The organism is Shewanella sp. 10N.286.51.B7 (genome assembly GCF_002873615.1).
Taxonomy (GTDB): domain Bacteria; phylum Pseudomonadota; class Gammaproteobacteria; order Enterobacterales; family Shewanellaceae; genus Shewanella; species Shewanella electrodiphila.
Genome location: NZ_MCUF01000024.1, coordinates 253,781 through 278,811 on the forward strand (window position 1 = coordinate 253,781; position 25,031 = coordinate 278,811).

General features: G+C 39.3%; 19 protein-coding genes. 9 read left to right on the forward strand and 10 right to left on the reverse strand.

Annotated elements, in window-relative coordinates; all coding sequences use genetic code 11:
- Positions 1–42: 42 nt before the first annotated feature.
- The 7 genes from pyrF to aroA form a co-directional block, all read right to left on the reverse strand.
- Entirely contained in the window at positions 43–738 is a 696-nt protein-coding gene (pyrF, locus tag BCU84_RS07080; protein ID WP_102527367.1) for an orotidine-5'-phosphate decarboxylase, read from the reverse strand.
- Positions 739–868: 130 nt separating this feature from the next.
- Entirely contained in the window at positions 869–2,029 is a 1,161-nt protein-coding gene (lapB, locus tag BCU84_RS07085; RefSeq protein WP_102527368.1) for a lipopolysaccharide assembly protein LapB, read from the reverse strand.
- A gap of 1 nt (position 2,030) precedes the next feature.
- Positions 2,031–2,318, reverse strand: coding sequence for a lipopolysaccharide assembly protein LapA domain-containing protein (locus BCU84_RS07090; protein WP_102527369.1), 288 nt, complete (start codon positions 2,316–2,318; stop codon positions 2,031–2,033).
- A 143-nt stretch (positions 2,319–2,461) separates the two neighbouring features.
- Positions 2,462–2,749, reverse strand: a complete 288-nt coding sequence (gene ihfB, locus BCU84_RS07095) for an integration host factor subunit beta (protein WP_102527370.1) — start codon at positions 2,747–2,749, stop codon at positions 2,462–2,464.
- Between the two features lie 78 nt (positions 2,750–2,827).
- Complete coding sequence (gene rpsA / locus BCU84_RS07100) at positions 2,828–4,516, reverse strand: 30S ribosomal protein S1 (RefSeq protein WP_277868760.1); 1,689 nt, start codon at positions 4,514–4,516, stop codon at positions 2,828–2,830.
- Positions 4,517–4,608: 92 nt separating this feature from the next.
- The gene (gene cmk / locus BCU84_RS07105) at positions 4,609–5,286 is read right to left on the reverse strand and encodes a (d)CMP kinase (RefSeq protein WP_102527372.1); all 678 of its coding nucleotides are present in this window, start codon (positions 5,284–5,286) and stop codon (positions 4,609–4,611) included.
- Between the two features lie 181 nt (positions 5,287–5,467).
- On the reverse strand, positions 5,468–6,748 hold the full coding sequence (gene aroA, locus BCU84_RS07110; RefSeq protein ID WP_102527373.1) for a 3-phosphoshikimate 1-carboxyvinyltransferase: 1,281 nt from the start codon (positions 6,746–6,748) through the stop codon (positions 5,468–5,470).
- A 394-nt stretch (positions 6,749–7,142) separates the two neighbouring features.
- Here aroA and BCU84_RS07115 point away from each other — a divergent pair, with 394 nt between their 5' ends.
- A complete protein-coding gene (locus tag BCU84_RS07115; protein WP_102527374.1) occupies positions 7,143–8,333 on the forward strand; it encodes an amino acid aminotransferase in 1,191 nt (396 codons plus the stop codon).
- An 82-nt stretch (positions 8,334–8,415) separates the two neighbouring features.
- Here the strand turns inward: BCU84_RS07115 and serC are convergent, their stop codons facing one another.
- Positions 8,416–9,510 (reverse strand): 3-phosphoserine/phosphohydroxythreonine transaminase, encoded by a 1,095-nt coding sequence (gene serC, locus BCU84_RS07120; RefSeq protein WP_102527375.1) that lies wholly within the window; start codon positions 9,508–9,510, stop codon positions 8,416–8,418.
- Positions 9,511–9,924: 414 nt separating this feature from the next.
- Between serC and BCU84_RS07125 the strand changes: the two genes are divergently transcribed.
- Positions 9,925–11,097 carry a serine hydrolase domain-containing protein gene (locus BCU84_RS07125; RefSeq protein WP_102527376.1) on the forward strand — a complete coding sequence of 391 codons (1,173 nt, stop codon included), beginning with the start codon at positions 9,925–9,927 and terminating at the stop codon, positions 11,095–11,097.
- Positions 11,098–11,417: 320 nt separating this feature from the next.
- Here the strand turns inward: BCU84_RS07125 and gyrA are convergent, their stop codons facing one another.
- A complete protein-coding gene (gyrA, locus tag BCU84_RS07130; protein WP_102527377.1) occupies positions 11,418–14,099 on the reverse strand; it encodes a DNA gyrase subunit A in 2,682 nt (893 codons plus the stop codon).
- A gap of 356 nt (positions 14,100–14,455) precedes the next feature.
- On the opposite strand from gyrA, the gene ubiG reads away from it, so the two are divergent.
- From ubiG to yfaE, 5 genes are all read left to right on the forward strand, one after another.
- Positions 14,456–15,184, forward strand: coding sequence for a bifunctional 2-polyprenyl-6-hydroxyphenol methylase/3-demethylubiquinol 3-O-methyltransferase UbiG (gene ubiG, locus BCU84_RS07135; protein ID WP_102527403.1), 729 nt, complete (start codon positions 14,456–14,458; stop codon positions 15,182–15,184).
- 135 nt (positions 15,185–15,319) lie between these two features.
- Positions 15,320–15,985, forward strand: a complete 666-nt coding sequence (locus BCU84_RS07140) for an HAD-IA family hydrolase (RefSeq protein ID WP_102527378.1) — start codon at positions 15,320–15,322, stop codon at positions 15,983–15,985.
- Between the two features lie 574 nt (positions 15,986–16,559).
- The gene (gene nrdA / locus BCU84_RS07145) at positions 16,560–18,848 is read left to right on the forward strand and encodes a class 1a ribonucleoside-diphosphate reductase subunit alpha (RefSeq protein WP_102527379.1); all 2,289 of its coding nucleotides are present in this window, start codon (positions 16,560–16,562) and stop codon (positions 18,846–18,848) included.
- A gap of 54 nt (positions 18,849–18,902) precedes the next feature.
- The gene (gene nrdB / locus BCU84_RS07150) at positions 18,903–20,033 is read left to right on the forward strand and encodes a class Ia ribonucleoside-diphosphate reductase subunit beta (RefSeq protein ID WP_102527380.1); all 1,131 of its coding nucleotides are present in this window, start codon (positions 18,903–18,905) and stop codon (positions 20,031–20,033) included.
- Positions 20,008–20,361, forward strand: coding sequence for a class I ribonucleotide reductase maintenance protein YfaE (yfaE, locus tag BCU84_RS07155; protein ID WP_102527381.1), 354 nt, complete (start codon positions 20,008–20,010; stop codon positions 20,359–20,361). Before nrdB ends, yfaE begins: the two co-directional genes overlap by 26 nt.
- 27 nt (positions 20,362–20,388) lie before the next feature.
- On the opposite strand, the gene BCU84_RS07160 is transcribed toward yfaE, so the two are convergent.
- Positions 20,389–21,279, reverse strand: a complete 891-nt coding sequence (locus BCU84_RS07160) for a LysR family transcriptional regulator (RefSeq protein WP_102527382.1) — start codon at positions 21,277–21,279, stop codon at positions 20,389–20,391.
- A 113-nt stretch (positions 21,280–21,392) separates the two neighbouring features.
- Here BCU84_RS07160 and BCU84_RS07165 point away from each other — a divergent pair, with 113 nt between their 5' ends.
- Together BCU84_RS07165 and BCU84_RS07170 are read left to right on the forward strand one after the other, a co-directional pair.
- On the forward strand, positions 21,393–22,787 hold the full coding sequence (locus tag BCU84_RS07165; RefSeq protein ID WP_102527383.1) for an MATE family efflux transporter: 1,395 nt from the start codon (positions 21,393–21,395) through the stop codon (positions 22,785–22,787).
- A 379-nt stretch (positions 22,788–23,166) separates the two neighbouring features.
- The gene (locus BCU84_RS07170) at positions 23,167–24,996 is read left to right on the forward strand and encodes a DUF885 domain-containing protein (protein ID WP_198589542.1); all 1,830 of its coding nucleotides are present in this window, start codon (positions 23,167–23,169) and stop codon (positions 24,994–24,996) included.
- Positions 24,997–25,031: the final 35 nt, after the last annotated feature.

Here is a 25,031-nt window from a genome sequence, read left to right on the forward strand (position 1 = left end):
GCTTAGGTGATACTATTAGAATATTGTTCAATATCTACATGATTACGTTAATGAATTAACGATTTGATGTAATGAAGCTAATGGATCGGTTGCTTTAGTAATTGGGCGACCAATCACTAAATAATCAGAGCCCGCAGCAATCGCCTTCGGTGGCGTCATTACGCGATGTTGATCACCAACATCAGCACCAACAGGGCGAATACCTGGAGTGATTAGATTAAAGTCTTTACCAAAGCTTGTTTTAAGCATAGTGGCTTCTTGAGCTGAACACACAACGCCATCAAGACCAGCTTGGTGTGTTAGCGCAGCTAAACGTTTAACATGTTCAGATGCAGGAACATTTATCCCTAATAATGATAAATCTTCATCACTCATTGACGTTAATACTGTTACAGCGATTAGCAAAGGTGCGTCATTACCATAATTGCCTAATGCATTTTTTGCTGCCTGCATCATCGCTAACCCACCACTTGCATGGACGTTCGTCATCCAAACACCAAGGTCCGCTGCTGCAGACACGGCTTTTGCTACAGTATTAGGAATATCATGAAATTTTAAATCTAGAAATAAATCGAATTCACGATCATGGATGTCTTTTACCAATTGTGGTCCAAATAAAGTAAACATTTCTTTGCCTACTTTAAGGCGACACATAGATGGATCAAGCTTATCAATCAGTGATAGTGCCTCATTTTTATTGTCATAATCTAAGGCTACTACAATCGGTTTATCTGCCATGTTTACTCCGTAAGGTGTTTATTAACGCATTTCAGCTATAGGGTATTAAATGAAATGTTTGATTGGTAACCCAATGTTTTAATCGGTTATCGTTGTTACCTTTGGCCACGCATATTGCCATACTCTGGCGTTATTCGCCGTCTAAGCCTTTAACACGTTTGATGCTGCCCCATTCTTTACAAGACGGACAATGCCAATACAAACTGTGCGCTGGGAAACCACATGAGCAGCAACGATAACTGGGTCTAAATTTAATCTGTTGTTCAACTAACTTTTCAAGCATAGATAAACTTTGTTTAGCTTGGCCATCTTCTGCTTGTTTGATATGTAGTTGCATTAAATGCTGAAAACCCTTCATCGTTGGGTGACGGTAAAGATGATCTAACACCATCTTTTCAGCATTTTTGGTATTACCTTGTTCAATCATGTGTTTTGCTAGTGCAATAATGACACTTGCCCCAGCGCCTGCCTCTAGGGCTTGTTGTAACAAGGATTGATAACCTTCAGCGTCGTTTGTGTCGCGATAGACTTGTTTTGCAACACCAATGGCATCAGAAAATAATTCAATATCAGCTAATTTTAGTTCCAAGATAGCTTTTTTACATAAATTAACTTGATTTGAATCGAGATAAATTTTTGCCAAAGTTAACCAAGCACGACCACATTTATCATCGAGTTTAATTGCTTGTTGTAGTAATTTGATTTTCTCAGCGCCATCTGTAGATTCATCAGCAAGCTGACAATAAAAATGGGCTGTAATTGATTTTAAAACTTGCTGACGCTTGCGGCTTAAACCTTTAGTGATGTTAATGGCGTTCTGCCATTCTTTGGTAACTTGATAAATAGAGATCAGCTGAGTTTCAGCTTCTTCACTATGATCATCTTGACTAACAAGGTTTAAAAATATTTCTTCAGCTCTGTCGTAGAAACCAGCCGCTAAATAATCTTTACCCAACTCCATCATAGCAATATCACGTTGTTCTGTGGTTAAGCTAGGTCTGGCAATTAAGTTTTGATGAATTCTGATGGAGCGGTCGACTTCGCCGCGTTTTCTAAAAAGCGAGCCTAATGAAAGGTGAGTATCAATGGTTTCATCATCGACATCTAACATGGTAATAAACAAATCGACTGCTTTATCAGATTCGTTTGAAAGTAAAAAATTAAGCCCAGTAAAATAGTCTCTACTGAGTTTTTTACTTTGCTGTTTTTGATTCTGTCGTATACTTCTTCGTCCCATATACCAGCCATAACCAGCCGCTATAGGTAACAACAGAAAGAGGATTTCTAGCATATTACGCGACGGTATCCTGTACAGTTGGCTCAGAAATGTTGTTCGTTAGTTGAGCAATAGTTTTGTTCCTTTTTCTAACGACCATTTTCAACTTAATAATATAATAAGCAGCAAATAACCAACTAATGATGAAGCCTGCTAAAAATACAACCGCGAGGACAACAGGTAATCGATACTGTCCTTCAGCGATAAAATAACTGACAGTAACAATTTGCTCATTCTTAGCACCAAAAAGTAGCGCAAGAACAAAGAATAAACCAACAATGACAATGGCAATAAAAGATTTCACGTGCAGCTCCATTCTATCTGTGAAAGATAAGATCGAAATTTACCAATATAATGATTATCCAAGAATTTTAGTCAACTAACCAGCTTTGCTGAGCATTAGATACAAAAAAGCCTCCAAAAGGAGGCTTTTTAATCAAGCGTTAATCATTGATTAACCGCATCGACACGTTCACGCAGTTCTTTGCCAGGCTTAAAGTGCGGTACATATTTGCCTTCCAAGTCAACTGAGGTTCCAGTTTTAGGATTACGGCCAACACGTGGTGCACGGAAATGAAGTGAAAAACTACCAAAGCCACGGATCTCTATGCGATCACCGTCTTCTAATGTTGTCGCCATTTGCTCTAACATTTCTTTTATAGCACTTTCCACTTCTTTCGCCGACAGCTGCGACTGCCTAGTGGCAAGTTTTTCGATCAGTTCGGATTTCGTCATCCTATACCCTCTATTATCAAGCCAAACACAGTCGCCTAATGGGAAACAAAGTGCGTTTCCCACACAACAGGCGATTTATTACTTACGAGCTGCTTTAAACGCTTCAGCCATTGCATTACTAATAACAGCATCATCTTGCTTGTTAATAGTTGCCATTGCTTCTTTCTCATCTGCTTCATCTTTCGCTTTGATAGATAAGCTGATAGAACGGTTCTTGCGATCTACGCCCATGAACTTAGATTCAACTTTGTCACCTACAGAGAATTGTGTAGATGCGTCTTCGATACGCTCGCGAGAGATATCTGCAACGCGAAGGTAACCTTCAACAGTTTCAGCTAGTTCAATTGTAACGCCTTTAGCGTCAACAGCAGTAACTACACCATTTACAATAGTACCTTTCTTCTTGTCTGCCAAGTAAGCATTGAAAGGATCGTCTTCAGTTTGCTTAACGCCTAAGCTGATACGCTCACGCTCAGGGTCAACAGAAAGAACTACTGCGTGGATTTCGTCACCTTTCTTGTACTCAGATACAGCGTCTTCGCCAGTACCGTTCCAAGAAATGTCAGATAAGTGAACAAGACCGTCGATGCCGCCGTCAAGACCAATGAAGATACCGAAGTCAGTGATAGACTTGATCTTACCAGAAACTTTATCGCCCTTGTTGAAACGAGTAGCGAAATCATCCCATGGATTAGTCTTACATTGCTTAAGACCTAGAGAAATACGACGACGTTCTTCATCGATGTCTAGAACTAGAACTTCAACTTCATCACCTAAGTTAACAACTTTAGATGGGTGGATGTTCTTGTTAGTCCAATCCATTTCAGAAACGTGAACAAGACCTTCAACGCCTTCTTCGATTTCAACGAAACAACCGTAGTCAGTTAAGTTCGTTACGCGACCAGTAAGACGAGTGCTTTCTGGGTAGCGCTTGCTGATTTCTAACCATGGATCTTCGCCAAGTTGCTTAAGACCTAGTGATACGCGAGTACGCTCACGGTCATACTTAAGAACTTTAACGTTGATTTCGTCACCAACATTAACGATTTCAGATGGGTGCTTAACACGCTTCCAAGCCATATCAGTGATATGTAGAAGACCGTCAACGCCACCTAAGTCTACGAATGCACCGTAGTCAGTAAGGTTCTTAACGATACCCTTAACTGCTTGACCTTCTTGAAGGTTCTCAAGAAGAGCATCACGCTCTGCACTGCTTTCTGATTCGATAACAGCACGACGTGAAACAACAACGTTGTTACGCTTCTGGTCAAGTTTGATAACTTTGAATTCTAATTCTTTGTACTCTAGGTGAGCAGTATCGCGAACTGGGCGAACGTCTACTAGAGAACCTGGTAAGAAGGCACGGATACCGTTTAATTCAACAGTGAAACCACCTTTAACTTTACCATTGATGATACCGATAACAGTTTCAGCATCTTCGTAAGCTTTTTCTAGAACAATCCAAGCTTCGTGACGTTTCGCTTTTTCACGAGATAATTGAGTTTCACCGAAACCGTCTTCAACAGAGTCAAGTGCAACATCAACTTCGTCGCCAACAGCGATTTCTAAAACACCTTGAGCGTTTTTGAATTCGTCAGCAGAAATTGGGCTTTCAGACTTAAGACCAGCGTCAACTAGTACAGTACCGTTTTCGATGCGTACAACTACACCACGTACGATAGAACCAGGACGGAACTCAAGTTCATTTAGGGATTGTTCAAATAGATCAGCAAAAGATTCAGTCATTTTATGATTACTTTCTTTTATAAACCACCATCCATCCTGGATGTGGAGTCAATTAATTTATTTACATCATCCGTGATATAAATGTTGTTTCATAATCTCTCAGAATTAAGAAATTACGTTAAGTTTTTATTGATGTGTTCAAGCACAAGCTCAAGCACATCATTAATACCTATACCACTAGTATCAATCACTAGCGCATCATCTGCAGGCACTAAAGGTGAGACTGAACGATTAATATCGCGGTCATCACGTTCAATGATTTCAGATAAAAGGCGATCGATATTAACATCGAAGCCCTTGTCCTGCAACTGTTTATAGCGTCGCTGCGCCCTTTCCTCTGCTGATGCAGTAAGGAAAATCTTAGCTGGAGCATTAGGAAAAACGACCGTCCCCATGTCTCTGCCATCGGCGACTAAACCTGGTGTGTTACTAAAAGCACGCTGACGACGCAATAATGCTTCGCGAACTCGAGGAAATGCAGCAATTTTTGACGCTGCATTGCCACATTCTTGAGTACGGATGCTGGTAGATACATCTTCGCCTTCAAGAATCACTTTAACTTGTTCAGTACCTGTTAAAAACTGCACATCTAAATGAGCAGCAAGTAAGGTAATAGCTTCTTCATTCTCTAATTCAACATTGTGATGAATCGCAGCAAGGGCTAATACGCGATAGATAGCACCGCTATCTAATAAGTGCCAATCTAGTTTCTCTGCGACTAATTGACATATGGTCCCTTTCCCTGCACCGCTTGGTCCGTCGATTGTGACTACTGGAGCACGTTCAGACATAAATTCCTCCGAAAAAAACAATCTTCCATGAAAGTATAAAAAGGTTCATCAAAATGAGCGGGCGGCATTGTATAACAATTTTGATGAAAAAACTGGAGTATTTTGTAAGTTCACTAACCAGATCAAAACAACGGCAGTATATTGACTGCCGTCATTTAATTGGTCGATGAAATCAACAGCCTTATTGAGCTAAACGAGCAAACTCAGCGAAATAGGTAGGGAATGTTTTAGACGTGCAATCTGGGTCATTGATGGTAATCCCGCAGTCAGCAAAGGCTAACATAGAAAAACACATAGCCATACGATGATCATTATAAGTATCAATTGCTGCAGTATTTAACTTAGCTGGCGGAGTAACAGCAATAAAGTCATGACCTTCTTCTACAGTGGCACCGACTTTACGGAGTTCAGTTGCCATAGCTGATAAGCGGTCAGTTTCTTTAATTCTCCAATTGTAGATATTTCTTATGCGTGTGGTCCCCTCAGCAAATAACGCAGCAGTCGCGATAGTCATTGCCGCATCAGGAATATGATTCATATCTAAATCAACAGCCGTTAGCTTTGCTTGGCGTGCAATAATGTAATCATCACCCCACTCAATGTCTGCACCCATTTTTTCAAGTACATCTGCAAATTTCACATCTCCTTGAATACTTAATTTACCAACACCAGTAACTTTAACTTCACCACCTTGAATTGCACCAGCAGCGAGAAAATAAGAAGCTGATGATGCATCACCTTCAACAAGCACTTTGCCCGGTGAAACATATTGCTGACCAGTTTGAATTTCAAAACGGCGGTAATCATGATTAATGACTTCAACACCAAACTGAGCCATTAATGCAATGGTAATATCAATATAAGGCTTTGAAACTAACTCGCCCTTGATATTTATGTTTACTGTGTCTTTAGTTAATGGGGCAACCATTAATAATGCCGTTAAAAATTGGCTAGATAAATCACCTGCGATTTCAACTTCTCCGCCATTTAAACCGTCTGCATTGATAGTTAAAGGTGGAAAGCCATCATTCTTAAGGTAAGTTATATTTGCACCTAACTGACGTAACGAATCAACTAAATCTCCAATAGGTCTTTCTTCCATGCGAGGTTCACCTGTTAAGGTAAACTCACCTGAACCTAACGTAAGCGCTGCACATAATGGTCGCATTGCCGTGCCTGCATTACCTAAAAATAAAGTCTGCGCTTGCTGAGCACTTAATGGCTTGCCTAAACCTTCTAATTCACACACGGTGTTGTTTTCAGACAATTGGTACTCAACGCCTAATTGCTTTAATGATGCCAACATATAGCGAATATCGTCTGAATCTAATAAATTTGTCAGGGTTGTTTTCCCTTTTGCTAGCGTCGCTAACAATAATGCTCTATTTGATATGCTCTTTGAGCCAGGGATATTAACGACACCATTTACTTTGTTAACGGGTTCTAGACGCAATTGTTTCATTAGCGATTCTTCTTAAATGATTTCTAGCTAAACGCGAGAATGACTGAAGGCAAAAGATAAAGACAGCTTTGTCAATTTATCTATACGATTTGGGCACTATCAAATTGAATAATTATTCTTGCCTACAAATTTACTGATTGCAGCCCATGATTCAAGGGAAATATGACATTTATTTACTGTTTTTAAGCCAACTTGAATAAAATGAATGAAAAACAGCCTGTTTAACTTAAAGTCAGAGCCTGTTCTGCACTATTGAACCGTAAACTGTAAACTTTCGGCTCATAAAAATAAGCTTTTTGGTGTTATTATAAAAAAGGCATTTCATTCAGTATTTAATCTACGTTACCCTTAAGTTAATCCTACTAAAACTGAATAATAAATAAGGTCAACAGTCATGTTCAAAACATTAACTGCTATGCCAGCCGATCCAATCTTAGGTTTGCTAACTCAATACCGCCAAGATAATCACTCACAGAAAATAGATTTAGGTGTTGGCGTCTATAAAGATCCAGCGGGTCACACACCCATTCTGGAATGTGTAAAAACAGCAGAAAAAATGCGTACAGAAACTGAAACCACCAAAGTCTACATTGGCCCAACCGGATCAGAGTCGTTTAATCAATTAATGTCTGAACTTGCATTTGGACAAAGTCATACAGCATTGCTTGCTGATCGTATTCGCACAGTGTCAACACCTGGCGGTACTGGCGCATTGAGAGTGGCAGCTGAATTTATTAAAAGTTGTAATCCCAATGCCGTCATTTGGGTTAGCGATCCAACTTGGGCCAATCACACTGGCCTATTTGAAGCTGCTGGCTTAACGGTTAAAACCTATCCTTATTATGACTATGACACTAAAACCCTTAAATTTGATCAAATGGTCGATGCATTAAAACAAATCAATAAAGATGACGTCGTTTTATTGCATGCATGTTGTCACAACCCGAGTGGAATGGATTTAACTCAATCGCAATGGGATGAAGTAATTAGCATCACAGCTCAGCAAGGCTTCACACCACTGATTGATATGGCTTATCAAGGTTTTGGTGATGGTGTCGATGAAGATGCCTATGGCGTTCGCCAGATGGCTGCGGCTGTAGAGGAAATGATTTTATGTAGTTCGTGCTCTAAAAACTTCGGTTTATACCGTGAGCGTATTGGCGCATGTACTATTGTCGCTGATAATAGCCAAGCTGCAAACGTTGCTTTTTCTGTTCTACTGTATGTTGTGCGTTGTATCTACTCTATGCCGCCAGCACACGGTGCAGCATTGGTTGAGACCATACTTGGAAATCCAGAGTTAAAACAAGCATGGTTAAATGAATTAACAGTCATGCGAGATCGCATTAACGGCAACCGTCAAATGCTGGTGAGTAAATTAATTGAAAACGGTGTTGAGCAAGATTTCAGCTTCATTGCTAAACAAAAAGGAATGTTCTCCTTCTTAGGTATTAACCCTGAACAAGTAGAAACGCTTAAGCAGCAACACAGTATTTATATGGTAGGTTCAAGCCGGATGAGTATTGCTGGTATCAGTGAAGCAAACGTTGATTATCTGGCTAAATCAATCGCGACAATTTTATAATCAACATCACTAAACACATATAAACTAAAAAGCGAACGACATTAATGTCATTCGCTTTTTTATTTATGATTAGCTTAAACAGTTATGCACTATGTTGTTTTGCAAACGTTTCCATAAAGTTAACCAAAGCTTGAACACCTGATAATGGCATCGCATTATAAATACTTGCTCTCATGCCACCGACAATACGATGTCCTTTAAGCGCAACAAGACCCGCCTGCTCCGCTTGCTTTAAAAACTCACTATCTAGACTGTTGTCAGTTAACTGAAAAGTGACGTTCATTCTTGAACGGTTTTCTGCTTTAACACCATTTTTATAAAACGGATTACTGTCTATACACTGATACAGTAAATCCGCTTTTTGTTTATTGATTTTTTCTATCTCAGTAACGCCACCTTGCGCAGTCAACCAATCAAACACTTCTGCGGCAAGATACCATGCAAATGTTGGTGGTGTATTGAACATAGAATCGTTCGCCTGCGCGACGCTGTAATCCATAATTGAAGACTGAGCTAAACTAGGCAGTTTCAACATATCGTCACGAACAATGACAATAGATAAACCTGATGGGCCGATATTTTTTTGAGCGCCGGCATAGATCAGCCCATACTTACTAACGTCTATTTGGCGTGACATAATCGTTGAAGATAAATCAACCACCACAGGCCATGGGCTTTCAAGTGATTCAAATATTTCTATGCCGTCAACGGTCTCATTGGCACAAAAATGGACATAGCGATAATCTTTATCAATGGCATTGAGCTCAGGAAGAACAACTTGATTGACACCATCACAGTTTTCGACAATGTTCATTTGATCAATATTGTCATCACCCACCAATTTAACCGCTTCTTTAACCGCTGCTGTTGACCATTGGCCATTAACTAAATACAAAGCCTTACCGTTATCACCTAAAAAGTTATTAACGACATTGGTGAATTGACCACGACCACCACCATGCATAAATAACACATGATAGTTTTCTGGTATATCCATTAATGCGCGTAATGTTTTTTCAGCATGTTGAGTTAATGCAATGAACTCTTTACTTCGATGGCTAATTTCCATGACGGAGACACCTAAACCATTCCAATCAATTAGTTCTTGCTGCGCTTTTTGCATTACAGCTTGTGGTAACATGGCAGGTCCAGCACAAAAATTATAAATAGCGCTCACAGCATTGTCCTTTATCGTTTTTAGTTAAAACATTAAATTGATAGCATTTTGACATGCAGTATATCCCAACTGTTTCACAGCTAAAATGAAAAATAATCATAAAGCAGATCAAGCATGATTTAATTACTCAAAATATACTTTTAAATACTATCAACAAAGCATTTTTTGATAGAATCTACTGGTCAATTATCAATAAATAACCTGCTATTTTATTAAGTGCTGCATAAGTAAACTACGGCACTATTTTTATGTTTAAAATGAAACAGATTGTTTGAATTTACATGACGAGTCACTAGTAAATATCATTAAATTAAACAACAATACTTGTATACAAATGAGTAACAAACGTCCTTTTTAGTTATAGACGTCAACACAATAATAAATAAACCGTATTAACGGTCATTGGAACTGTACATGTTTTTAAAACCTATATTATTTTTAGGCGCTGTATCTTTTGTTAGTTTGCTCCCTACTTCCTTAATAGCTGCAGAGCAATCTGACTATTCTCCTTTAGCCGACAGCTTTAAACAGCGTTTTCATCAACAGCTTAAAACAAGCAAAGTGCCAGGAGGCGCATTTGTGATAGTTGAGGGCGACAAAGTGCTGAAACTCAGTACATATGGTAAACGAACAAAAGGCGGCAGTTTGAATGTCAATGCAGACACTGTATTTAGATTAGCGTCTGTATCTAAAACTTTTGCTGGCACGTTAGCCAGTATGTTGGTCAATGAGAAAAAATTAAATTGGCAACAGCCGATCAAAAGCTACTTGCCAGAGTTTACCCTTGCCGACAAACAAAAAGCGCAGCAAATCAATCTCGGCCATATCATTGGACAAAGTACCGGCTTGATGCCTAATAGCTATGATAATTTAATCAATGCCAATGTGGGCATGGAAAGAATAATCAACAAATTCTCTGAGCTCACCCCGATGTGTTCTCCTGGGGTCTGTTACAGCTACCAGAATGTAGCATTTTCATTTATTCAAGACGCAATAGAACAACAATCGGGTCAATCTTATGAATCTTTACTGCAAAATAAGATATTTTCACCTTTAGATATGAAGTCAGCATCCATTGGTTATGACGCATTCGATCAGCAAAGTAATCGCGCTGAGCCACACGTAAAAACGAAATCAGGATTTAGAAAAGTAAAAGTAAAACCCAACTATTACAAATTAGCGCCTGCTGCTGGTGTTAATGCCAGCATTACTGATATGTCAAAATGGCTAATTGCCAATCTAGGTGAAAACCCTGGGGTACTGTCCAACAGTGTGATTAAAGATGTTACTACCCCAGGTGTTAGAACAACAAAAGAACTACGCCGCCGTGATTGGAGAGCTTATCTAGATAATGCTCATTACGGTAAAGGTTGGCGAGTTTATGAATTTGAAGGTAGACCATTAATTTATCATGCTGGATGGGTGGCTGGTTATGTTGCCGAAGTCTCCTACTCACCTGAATTAAATATCGGTATGGCAATGTTACTTAATGGAGAATCAAGGGTTATTGCTAAACTCAGTTCGGCATTTTGGCGTGATACATTTAAACGTGCAGATGTCCTCGCCAGTAATACATCAGCGAACTAAAACTGAATAGAACTGAGCTGAACTAATATAAGTTAAATTAAGTTAAGTTAAGTTAAGTAATCAAGCTGTCTTAAACAAGTTAATCCATCGAGTGGTGAATACTTGTGACAGCGAATAACTGTAGCCATTTACGCATTAAGTAGGTAAGTAAGTGAGCAAACAACACTAAACCAAACACTGTAGTTTGAGACAATTTACAAACCTATAATTAAAAACACTAAAGCTGTGTTTACGCTAAGTTTAACGTTATCGATTATAAAAAAGAACCAATAAAAAAGGATGCCATTGGCATCCTTTTTTTGTTTCAGCAAATAACTCGATTAAGCATCTGCTTCTGGTGTATCAGTCGCATCGTCAGCAGTATTTTCTACTGCAGCTGTTTCAGACTCTTCGCCTTCAACAAACTCTTCTTCTGGGACTTCAATTTCATCAAGTCTTTGCAAACCGACTACTTTTTCATCTTCAGCAGTACGAATGATTGTCACACCTTGTGTGTTACGACCAATCAATGAAACACCGTTAGAAGGAGTACGTACCAGAGTACCTTTGTTACTAATCAGCATGATTTCTTCAGATTCAGTCACTTGAACAGCGCCAACGACTGCACCGTTACGCTCACTCACTTTGATTGAAACAACACCTTTAGTGCCACGGCTCTTAGCTGGGTACTCAGATAGGTCTGTACGCTTACCGTAACCATTTTCAGTTACCGTAAGAATAGAGCCATCTTCTTTAGGAATGATCATTGAAACAACTTTTTGACCATCTTCAAGTTTGATACCACGAACACCCGTTGCCGTACGACCCATTGGACGGATAGCAATCAGATCTTCACCAGTCTCAGGATCTTTCTTCACTTCACCCGTTTCAGAATCACGTACTTTCTCGTTAAAGCGAACAACTTTACCTTCATTCGAGAACAACATGATGTCATCACTACCATTAGTAATATCAACACCAATTAACTGATCATCATCTTTCAGGTTAACTGCAATAATACCGTTTGCACGAGGATTACTATAAGCAGTTAATGCTGTTTTCTTAACGGTACCGTGAGCGGTAGCCATGACAATAAACTTATCATCAGCATATTCACGCACAGGTAGAATCGCAGTAATACGTTCACCATCAGAAAGCGGTAACAAGTTAATGATTGGACGACCACGTGCTGTACGGCTTGCCAACGGTAACTGGTAAACTTTAAGCCAGTACATTTTACCGAAGTCAGAGAAACATAGAATCGTGTCATGCGTATTGGCAACAAGCAGTTTTTCAACGAAATCTTCATCTTTCACTTTCGTTGCAGCTTTACCTTTACCACCACGGCGCTGCGCTTGGTAATCAGTCAATGGCTGATATTTAGCGTAACCCATGTGTGATAGTGTCACCACGACATCTTCTTCGTTAATTAAGTCTTCAAGACTCATATCAACTTCGTTTTGATTAATCACAGTACGACGAGCATCACCGTATTGTTCTAGAATCTCTTCTAACTCTTCTTTGATGACTTCCATCAAGCGTTCAGGGCTACGTAGAATAAACAATAGACCTGCAATGAACTCGAGTAACTCTTCATATTCAGCAAGAATTTTTTCATGTTCAAGGCCCGTTAGGCGATGTAAACGAAGCTCTAGAATTGCCTGTGCTTGCTGCTCAGTTAAGAAGTATTCGCCATCACGAATACCAAATTCTGGCTCTAACCACTCAGGACGAGCTGCATCATCACCTGCTTTTTCAAGCATACCTTGTACATTTCCTAGCTTCCAACCTTGCTCTACTAATTTAACCTTAGCTTCTGCAGGAGTTGGTGAAGCCTTAATTAACGCAATGATTGGATCAATGTTAGCCAATGCAATAGCAAGTGCTTCTAGGATATGTGCACGTTCACGTGCTTTACGTAATTCAAATACGGTTCTACGTGTAACGACTTCACGGCGGTGAAGGATGAAACACTCAAGCATTTCTTTTAAGTTAAACAGTTTTGGTTGACCATTTGTCAACGCAACCATGTTAATACCAAAAGAGCACTGCATTTGAGTTTGAGCGTATAGGTTATTAAGTACAACCTCGCCAACTTCACCACGTTTAATTTCAATAACAATACGCATACCGTCTTTATCAGACTCGTCGCGTAAGCCACTGATACCTTCTATTTTCTTATCTTTTACAAGCTCAGCGATTTTTTCAATCAAACGCGCTTTGTTAACCTGATAAGGAATTTCAGTAACGATAATACGTTCACGGCCATTCTCTTCTTCAACTGCAGCTTTTGAGCGCATAACAGCACGGCCACGGCCAGTTTTGTATGCATCAATGATACCTTTACGGCCATTGATAGACGCTGCTGTTGGGAAGTCAGGACCTGGAATGTGTTCCATTAGCTGTTCAATTGAAAGACTTGGCTCTTCAATTAACGCTAAGCAACCACCGATCACTTCAGAAATGTTGTGAGGAGGTATATTGGTTGCCATACCAACAGCGATACCAGAAGAACCATTAATTAATAATGTCGGTACACGCGTTGGTAGTACAGCAGGAATAAACTCAGTACCATCATAGTTAGGTACATAATCTACTGTTTCTTTTTCTAAATCGGCTAATAATGAATGAGCCAATTTTTCCATGCGAATTTCTGTATAACGCATTGCTGCTGCAGAATCGCCATCAACTGAACCAAAGTTACCTTGGCCGTCAACAAGCGTATAACGCATAGAGAATGGCTGAGCCATACGTACGATTGTATCGTATACAGCAGAGTCACCATGTGGGTGATACTTACCGATTACGTCACCAACAACACGAGCTGATTTTTTATAAGGCTTATTAAAGTCGTTCTTTAATTCGTTCATTGCAAAAAGCACACGACGGTGAACCGGTTTTAAACCGTCACGAACGTCGGGTAATGCACGACCTACGATTACACTCATTGCATAATCTAAATAAGAATTTTTTAGTTCGTCTTCGATGTTAATTGGCGAAATTGATGATGCCAGATCAGTCATAAACTGCTCGTTCCCCTAAAATTAGCGCACAATAATTATTCCATTTTATTGTGTAGCTCAAAAACGTGATTTGGCATTCTAACACAGATATAAAAAGTGGCTAGACCCTAGGACAACGAAAAGTTAAAGCAAGTGAAAAACTGAATAAAAACAGCAAGAATAAGTCAATATTGTTTAGGTTTCTCTACTATTTAAATTACGAAAATGGTTTAACAAATATCGGATGTCCTTTTTATCTACAAATAGTGTTGAATATATAACCAACTAGAAATGAATCTTGTTTCATCTCACTATGTTTATTGCAACGGATGGTTATAATGCATGCAATAATCACTAATAAATCATGGGTCCTTGCAATGTCGAATCAAGAACACACCACTCAACAAAATGTTGATCATCAAGAAATCGAAAAATTTGCCAATATGGCTGAGTCTTGGTGGGATCCAAATGGTGACTTTAAACCTTTACATTTGCTGAACCCATTGCGATTAAATTATATCGACCAAACCTGTGGTGGTTTATTTGGTAAAACAGTCGTTGATATTGGTTGTGGTGGTGGCATTTTGTCTGAAAGCATGGCAAAAATAGGCGCGAAAGTGACTGGGCTTGATATGGGTGAAGCCCAAATAGAAGTGGCAAAGCTGCATGCATTAGAAACTGGCGTGACAGTGGATTACGACACAATGACAGCTGAAGAGCATGCTGGTGCAAACCCTGCTAAATACGATGTTGTCACTTGTATGGAGATGCTTGAGCACGTCCCTGACCCATTATCTGTGATTCAAGCCTGTTGTGACATGGTAAAACCTGAAGGTTATGTGTTCTTCTCAACCATTAACCGCAATATGATGTCTTATATACAAGCCATTGTAGGTGCTGAATATGTATTAAAAATGCTGCCAGTCGGCACACACGATCACAGTAAGTTTATTAAACCATCTGAGTTAATAAATTTAGTGGATAAAACAGATCTAATTTGTCGTGATGCCCTAGGCATTACCCATAACCCATTATCGGGTGTATATAAGTACACTAATAAAGTTGACGTTAATTATATGATTGCCACTCAAAAAGTGGCTGACTAATTAATAGTTTTCATGGGTAGCATCAAATACGGTGCTGCCAGAGGCAAAATGCTTCGTTAACAGAATTAGCTTTGACAAAGAGTGCTAATCCGTTTTACTCATTGATAAAGTGTCGATTACGTATCTAAGGGATGTATGAATTCGATTAAAGCAGTGTTGTTTGATTTAGATGGTACTCTTGCTGATACCGCCCCAGATTTGATTCATGCATTAAATTTAAGCCTACAAGAACGCGGCATTGAGTCTAAAAGCGTTGATGAATTACGTTACTCAGCTTCTCATGGAAGCTTGGCACTGGTTAAAGCCGGAGTGCCACACCTTGATGAAGCATCTCAAATTGAAATTCAACAATCCTTATTGGCCTACTACAAACTAGTCAATGGTGAGAAAGCGAAATTATTTCAAGGATTCGAAGCCTTCCTAACTTTATTAGATAGTCATAATATCCCATTTGGGATCGTCACTAATAAGCAAGCTAAGTTTACTCGCCCTCTAGTCTGTGCTTTAGGGCTGACTAAAAGGGCCAAAACGGTAATTAGCGGTGACTCAACTCAATATCCAAAACCACATACTGCGCCAATGCTATTAGCCGCTCAACAAATTGACTGTCTACCAGAGCAGATCTTATACCTTGGTGACGCTGAGCGTGACTTAGTCGCGGCAGAAAAAGCAGGTATGATTGGTGGGACGGCATTGTGGGGTTATTTGTCTGAATCTGATACACCGTCACAATGGCCAAGCCAACTTGAATTCGAATCAGTTCATGCGCTCCAGCAATACTTTCTAAATACTGTTCTCTAAACATTCTTCTCTAAAACTAGGGGGCTATTTAATTCGCTTACCGTATTTAAGACTATTTTTGACAGTGTTTTAATGAATTAAATAATACCAGTTTGGCTTAGCAAAACCTTTCTATAAAGATCAAACTATTTTTTCAACAAAACAATTGATCGCTGAATATTGTAGCGATCAAACCGAACTCGTTCTTCGTTCAAAATTTAACCTAACCTAATTATTCAAAGCGTAATTTGCGTTAGCAGGTTAGCTTTTACTAACTTGTTTCACTATACATAAGATATCCACAAGTTATTCAGTAAAATCTTGCTTGCAAAAGTACGCCAACCTCACTATCTTGTATGTATCAAATTTAAAAACACCATATCTTGTGTATGACATCACCACGAGACACTAGCTTAAAAAGCTCAGTATCTCGCTGTATCACTAGTATTTTTGTAAATTTAATGTTGTAAATGCTTTTGGATGATCGACTTACAAGGGAACGTAATGTGATTTATTGGCGATCGTAAGCAGTACGGTTAAACAAGATCCAAATAATAAATTACACCAATAAATATAGAACCAAGGTCTCTTTTTAATGAACAGCAATATGACAGTCACTAAACGTAGTGGCGAGCGCGAAACAATCGATTTAGACAAAATTCATCGCGTTATCGAATGGGCAGCAAAAGGACTGAATAACGTATCAGTCTCTGAAGTAGAATTACGATCACACCTGCAGTTTTTTGATGGTATTCCAACTGAAGCTATTCATGAAACTATTATTAAAGCCGCTGCGGATTTAATTTCTCCAGAATCGCCAGATTATCAATTTCTTGCTGCACGCTTAGCTGTTTTCCATCTTCGTAAAAAAGCCTTTGGCCAATTTGAGCCTCCAAAGTTAGTCGACCAAGTTAACCGTTTAGTAGAAATCGGTAAATACGATAAGCACATCGTTGAAGACTACACAGCTGAAGAATTAACCATTCTTGACGGCTATATGGATCATTGGCGTGATATGAACTTTTCATATGCTGCAGTTAAGCAGTTAGAAGGTAAGTATCTAGTACAAAACCGTGTGACTAACGAAATATACGAGAGTGCCCAGTTCCTTTATATTTTGGTCGCTGCATGTTTATTCGCTAAGTATCCAAAAGAAACCCGCCTTGACTACATCAAGCGCTTTTATGATGCGGTTTCTACTTTTAAGATTTCATTACCTACGCCGATTATGGCTGGTGTACGTACGCCGACTCGTCAGTTCAGCTCTTGTGTATTAATTGAATGTGATGACAGCTTAGATTCAATCAATGCTACAGCCTCTTCAATCGTTAAATACGTTAGCCAACGTGCTGGTATTGGTATTAACGCTGGGCGTATTCGTGCATTAGGAAGCCCAATTCGTGGTGGAGAAGCATTCCACACTGGTTGCTTACCATTTTACAAATATTTCCAAACAGCCGTTAAGTCATGTTCTCAAGGCGGTGTCCGTGGCGGTGCAGCAACCTTGTTCTACCCAATTTGGCATCTAGAAGTTGAATCTCTGCTGGTACTGAAAAATAACCGTGGTGTTGACGATAACCGTGTTCGTCACCTTGATTATGGTGTGCAATTAAACAAGCTGATGTATCAGCGTTTAATTAAGTCACAAAACATCAGCTTATTCAGCCCATCTGATGTGCCTGGTTTGTACGATGCATTCTTTGCTGACCAAGTTGAGTTTGAGCGCCTTTATTTGCAGTATGAAGCTGACACTAGCATTCGTCGTAAAGAGATTAAAGCAGTTGAATTATTTTCATTGATGATGCAGGAACGTGCTTCTACTGGTCGTATTTACATTCAAAATGTTGACCATTGTAATACCCACAGCCCGTTTGATCCGAAAGTTGCACCAATCAAACAATCTAACCTTTGTTTAGAAATTGCCTTGCCAACTAAGCCAATGAAAAACATTGAAGATCCAAATGGTGAAATTGCCCTTTGTACTCTTTCAGCGCTAAACCTTGGTGCTATCAATGACTTATCAGAGTTAGAGCCTTTAGCTGATTTAGCCGTTCGTGCTTTGGATAACTTACTCGATTATCAAGATTACCCAATTATCTCTGCGCAACTTGGTTCAATGAATCGTCGTACGCTAGGTATAGGTGTAATTAACTTTGCAAATTACTTAGCAAAAAATGGCATGAAATATTCTGATGGCTCAGGTAACAACTTGACTCACAAAACCTTTGAAGCAATTCAATTCTACTTATTGAAAGCGTCAATGAACTTAGCCAAAGAGCAAGGTGCATGTCCGTTATTTAACGAAACGACTTATGCAGAAGGTATCTTGCCAATTGATACTTACAAACGTGACTTAGACAAAATCTGTGATGAACCATTACACATGGATTGGGAAGGATTACGTAGCGACATTAAAGAGTACGGTTTACGTAACTCAACGTTGTCAGCATTGATGCCTTCAGAAACCTCTTCGCAGATTTCTAACGCGACCAACGGTATTGAACCACCACGTGGATTAATCAGCGTTAAAGCAAGTAAAGACGGTCAGTTAAAGCAAGTAGTACCAGATTTTGATGAGCTTAAGCATCAGTACGAATTGCTTTGGAATATGCCGAACAATAACGGTTATTTAGAATTAGTCGGGATTATGCAGAAGTTTATCGACCAAGCAATTTCCGCCAACACTAACTACGACCCTACTCGCTTTGACGGTCAAAAAGTACCAATGCAAACCTTGCTTAAAGATTTGCTTACAGCCTACAAGTTAGGGGTAAAAACCCTTTACTATCACAACACTCGTGATGGTGCATCAGACAACTTAGACGACATTACTGTAGTCGAAAAAGAAGATGACGATTGTGCCGGCGGCGCTTGTAAAATTTAATCAATAATTAGCATATAATTGCGGGGGCTTTCCCCGCTTTTTTGGGATATATAAATGGCTTACTCTACTTTTTGTCAAACACCGAACAATCCAATGAACGAACCAATGTTCATGGGCCAATCAGTTAATGTTGCGCGTTACGATCAACAAAAATATGAAGTTTTTGAAAAGTTAATTGAAAAGCAATTATCTTTTTTCTGGCGCCCAGAAGAAGTAGATGTAAGTAAAGATAAAATCGATTATCAAAGTTTGCCTGAGCATGAAAAGCACATTTTCATCTCAAACCTTAAATACCAAACGTTACTTGATTCTATTCAAGGCCGTTCACCAAACGTTGCCCTTTTGCCGTTAGTGTCGTTACCTGAATTAGAAACTTGGATTGAAACTTGGTCATTCTCAGAAACCATTCACTCACGTTCGTATACCCATATTATTCGTAACATCGTTAACGATCCTTCGGTTGTATTTGACGATATCGTTGTGAACGAAGAAATTCTGAAACGTGCTGGTGATATTGCTCAGTACTATGATGACCTCATTGAGTTAACTCAAGTATTCAATCTGCATGGTGAAGGCACGCACACCATTAATGGTAAAGAGATAGCTGTTAGCTCTCGTATCCTTAAAAAATCACTTTACCTGTGCATGATGTCAGTCAACGCTTTAGAAGCGATTCGTTTCTATGTCAGTTTTGCCTGTTCATTTGCTTTCGCGGAACGTAAGTTGATGGAAGGTAATGCTAAGATTATTCGCTTAATTGCTCGCGATGAAGCATTGCACTTAAATAGTACGCAGCACATAGTGAATATCATGCAAGGTGGTAAAGATGATCCTGAAATGGGCGAAATCGCTAAAGAATGTCACGATCAAGCCTACGATATTTTTTATAAAGCGGCTGAACAAGAAAAAGAATGGGCACAATACCTATTCAAAGATGGTTCAATGATTGGCTTAAATGAACAAATTTTATGTCAGTATGTTGAGTACATAACCAACCAACGTATGAAAGCTGTTAACTTACCGCAACCCTACCCAGAGCAAACTAATCCACTACCTTGGATGAAAAACTGGTTAGAAAGTGACGCTGTTCAAGTAGCGCCGCAGGAAGTTGAAGTTTCATCATACTTAGTGGGACAGATTGACTCTGCAGTCGACAGTGATGAGTTCTCTGATTTTGACCTATAAGCACAATTTTAAAAAAGCGCCCATTGTCAGTTTAAATGGCGAACCAGTGTTGCTGTTCAACCAGCAGCAACACACACTACTTGAAGTATTAGAAACTAAAAAAGTTAATATTTTCTCTGAATGTAGAAATGGGTTTTGTGGCGCTTGTAAAACCAAGGTCAACAAAGGTAGCGTTCGTTACCTTACTAAGCCACTGATTGAGCTAAAACAAGATGAATGCTTACCTTGTTGCTGCGTACCTGATACAAATCTAGATCTAGATTTGACCACAGATGAGCCCAGTAACTTATATGTTCAACATAACAAGTCTGTGGTTTTCTTAGATTAAGCTAAGGTGAGTTGTCTCAAAAAAGCACTAACCTTTGGCTTTCTTTGCCTCATTAAACATTTTATCAACTTCACCAAACATCCAATTCATAATATTACCCGCCCCTTTATCGCGACGCTTTACCAATCCCATTTCAATCAATAACGAATCTGGAATGTGATAACAACTCAATTCTTTAATTTCACCAGAATACCAAGACGAGTCAGCAATGTGCTCAGGCACTAGCGCCCAACCTAAACCTCTTATGACCAAAGACGTAATATAGTAATAGCTATCAACATGCCAACAGTTTGCCGAAATGGGCTTACTCTGGGTTTGTAAATCACATATAACCAACTGTCGATACTGATTCAGTTCAGCGATATTGGGAGTCGCAACATTTGCTAGCGGATGATTTACCGAAACAATCAAAGATTGATGAAAACTGTCTATGCTAAAAAACTCAAGTCGCTCACAGAGTTGTTCATTGCGAAACAAAATACCTAAATCTGCTTTGCCATCATCAACCCATTGAGCAATGTCATCTCTTGAACCATTCAAAATAGTCAGTTTTAACAAAGGGAATGTATTGGCCGTTTTATCAAAAAAAGCTTCAAATGTAGAAATTGGTACAGCTTCGTCAATAGCAATAGTCAATGCAAGCTCATCCTCTGTTTGCACTGTCATTGCACGTGAATTTAATCGTTCACATTGTGCTAGTACTGCTTTCGCTTCGATGAACATCTGTTCGCCTTGCTCGGTAAGTACTGGCATACGCCCTGTTCTATCGAAGAGTTTAAAACCTAAATCTATTTCTAAATTGGCTACCGCAGTACTCACACGAGACTGCGCTTTACCTAATGAACGCGCAGCAGAGGAAAATGATCCCATATTCGCCGCTGCAACAAATGCTTGTAACTGTTCTATAGACCAGTTCATGTTGACTCCCGCTAAAATACTATCCGAAAATCGGATAGATACTAACTTTATTCTATCTTATAAATAGCCATAATGGACAACATTAAGTCTGTAAATTTATTTGAGTGTGTAGAATGTCTAACCTTATTTCAAAACCATCAAGTTTGACGGTCAGCCAGCATTTCTGGAAATATGCCATCCCTTCTATTGCTGCTATGCTCGTCAGCGGCTTATATCAGATTATTGATGGCATTTTTGTTGGTCACTATGTGGGTTTTGAAGGTTTAGCTGGGATCAACATGGCTTGGCCAGTAATCTGCTGTATCGCCGGTGTTGGAATGATGATTGGCATGGGCGGTGGTAGTTTATTATCCATCAGCCGAGGCGAAAATAAACCCGAAGACGGACAGCGTGTATTAAATAATGCCATCGCACTAATTGTGTTGTTAAGTATTGCTGCTGCCGTATTCATTCAACTATGGGGTGAATCGTTATTATTGTTACAGTCAGCTAGCGGCGCTAACTACACCATGGCAATGGACTATATAGAAGTATTTGCTTATGGTGCATTCTTTACTGCAGCGGCAACAGCTTTACCGCTATTAGTACGAAACGATGAAAACCCAGGTCTTGCCACAAAGCTTTTAATCGTTGGTGCCACGCTAAATATTGCATTGGATTATTTGTTAATTGCCGTCTATCCATTGGGCTTAAAGGGCGCAGCGATTGCGACATTAGTGTCACAAGCGGTCGTAGTTGTACTCGGTTTCAGCTACTTTTTCTCATCAAAAGCCAATACAAAAGCCAAACTTAATCTAAGTTCTATCTGCTTTTCTCAAATGAAACATATCATTGTGCTCGGTAGCTCGAGTTTGTTTATGTTTTTATACTTCAGTTTTATTATTGCATTGCACAACTATTTATTCATGAAGTTCGGCTCTGCTGTACATGTTGCCGCTTTTGCCATCGTAGGATACGTGGCTACCACCTTCTTTTTGTTGGCTGAAGGTATTGCAAGTGGTATGCAACCACCTGTGAGTTACTACTACGGCGCAAAAGAAGTCAGCAATATCAAAGCGACGGTAAAACTCGCTGTTAAAGTCATTATGGTATTAGCCGTATCAACAGTGACCTTTATCAATGTGTTCCCTGAGTTTGTTATCGGTTTTTTTAGCAGTCAAGACCAAGCTTTAATGGCTGAAACCTTGATTGGGATGAGATTACATTTATTTGCTTTGGTGTTAGATGGACTTATTTTTATCGCTACCATGTATTTTATGGCAGTTAACCAAGGTGGTCGTTCATTAACGATTTCATTGGGTAATATGCTAATTCAAATACCCTTTCTATTAATGCTACCTTCTTTACTTGGGGTTAATGGCATTTGGTTATCAGTGCCCTTATCTAATATCGCTTTGTGTATTATTCTGTCACCATTAATTTTCAGTGAGATTAAACGGATCAATCAATTAGGTGAGCAGCCAACAAAGAGGGATTTGCATACTTTCAGTGAACTTAACGCCTCTTAATCGATGCATGGATGAATATTGCTCCGCAGTTAATGCTCATTACAACTTGATAAAATAAACTCGCCATATATATACATCCATTATGTGGCGAGTGTAGATTCAGCATTGTCATAACCCTTCAAAATCCTTCATAACCTGCCATGAAAAAGAGTTGTATTTAATCCGCTCGTCTTCAGCTCAAAATACCTGCTGTTTACAAGCTTAAGTACTAAGCAAAAAGTTATTAGCAATCAGCAATATTCATCTTTGGCATACAATTTTACACTTTTAGTGTTCAATAACTTCGACTTATGTTAGTTAGTTGTTAATATCCACTGGCGTAAAATAAGATTAAATCATTATCTAAAATGGATTAAAACAACAATAAATAGGGACAATCATGATTAAAAAATCATTGAAATGGTTAGGACTTGGCACGTTAGGTGTTGCCACTATTGGTGCGAGTTTCGCTGCCCATGAGTGGTATGCTGATAAACCATTTATGTTTAGATCTTATCTAGATCGCCAAATGGTTAAGATGGCTTTTAAAGATCCTGAAGGGTTAACCTCTCTTGGATTTCTCGAGTCAGTTGGTATAAAAGGACATAATGCTCACCTTGATGATGTCGATCCATCTAACAGCAAAGCCATGTTTGATGAAATGAAAAGCTTTCGTGATGGCTTGCATCAATATGAAGATAATAATTTAGATGAAAATCAGCTTATATCGAAACAAATAGCCCTATATTTGACAGGTCTTATCGATGATTTCGACAAGTTTCAGTATCACACCTATCCGGCAAATCAAATGTTTGGCATTCAAAGTGGCTTCCCAAGTTTTATGGAGTCATCACATCAAGTGGCCACAGTTGAAGATGCCGAAAACTATCTTTCAAGAATGGGTGAACTAAACCGCAAATTTTCACAGTACCTATTAGCACTTCAAGAGCGTGAAGATCGCAATATCATTCCGCCACGCTTTGTGATTCAGCGAGTGCTTGATGAAATGCATGGTTTTGTTGCAACACCTGCAAATGAAAATATTCTTTATACTTCGCTTGTAACAAAATTTGATGCGACTGAAGAAATATCAGACTCTGAAAAAGCTAGACTCCTTGCGCAAACAGAGCAAGCGATTATAGATTCAATATATCCCGCCTATGATTTATTCATCAATTATTTTGAAGCATTAAAACCCAAGGCTGGCACTGACGATGGATATTGGCATTTACCTCAAGGCGAGCAAGCCTATGCGTTAGCTTTAAAGCTATTTACTACAACAGATTACACCCCTGATTATATTCATGAATTGGGTTTAACCGAAGTCGCGCGTATCCAAGCAGAAATGTTAGTTTTATTTGAGCAAGAAGGCATTGATACCAGTGATGGCTACCTTGCAGCAATGAACACGTTTTCTGATAAACCAGAATATTATTATGAAGACAGTGATGAAGGTAGAGCTCAAATCCTCGTCGACTACCAAACCATACTGGATGAAATTAATGACGGTCTAGATGACAGTTTTAACATTCGCCCAAAAGCTGGCATGGAAGTGGTTAGAATACCTGAGTTTAAAGAAAAAACAGCACCAGGAGCTTATTATCAAGGCCCCTCATTAGATGGCAGTCGCCCAGGGCGTTTCTTTGCAAATCTATATGATATAAAGACCTCACCTAGATATGCGATGCGTACATTAGCCTACCATGAGGGCATTCCAGGACATCACTTTCAAGTATCCATCGCTATGGAACTTGAAGGTATGCCTTTGTTGCGCAGATTTGCACCTTTTACAGCTTACTCCGAAGGTTGGGCATTATATGCTGAGCGTTTAGCTTATGAACAAGGTTTTCAAAACACACCAGCAGATAACATAGGCCGCTTAACAGATGAGTTATTACGTGCCGTTCGCCTTGTCGTCGATACTGGCTTGCATCACAAACGCTGGACTCGAGAAGAGTCGATAGCATACATGAGCGCTAATACTGGCCGTGCGGAGCGTGATGTCATATCAGAAATTGAACGCTATATTGTCATGCCAGGCCAAGCGACATCTTACAAAGTTGGCATGATGAAAATTCTAGAGCTGCGACAGAAAGCTCAAGATAAACTCCAGGATAAATATGATATACGTGAGTTTCATGATGCGGTGCTGAAAAATGGTGCAATGCCTTTAGATTTATTGGAAACAGTCATTGATCAATATATAGAACAAAGGCTACAACAAGCTTAGAACTCGTTAAAATATAACAATAAAATAAAAGAAAG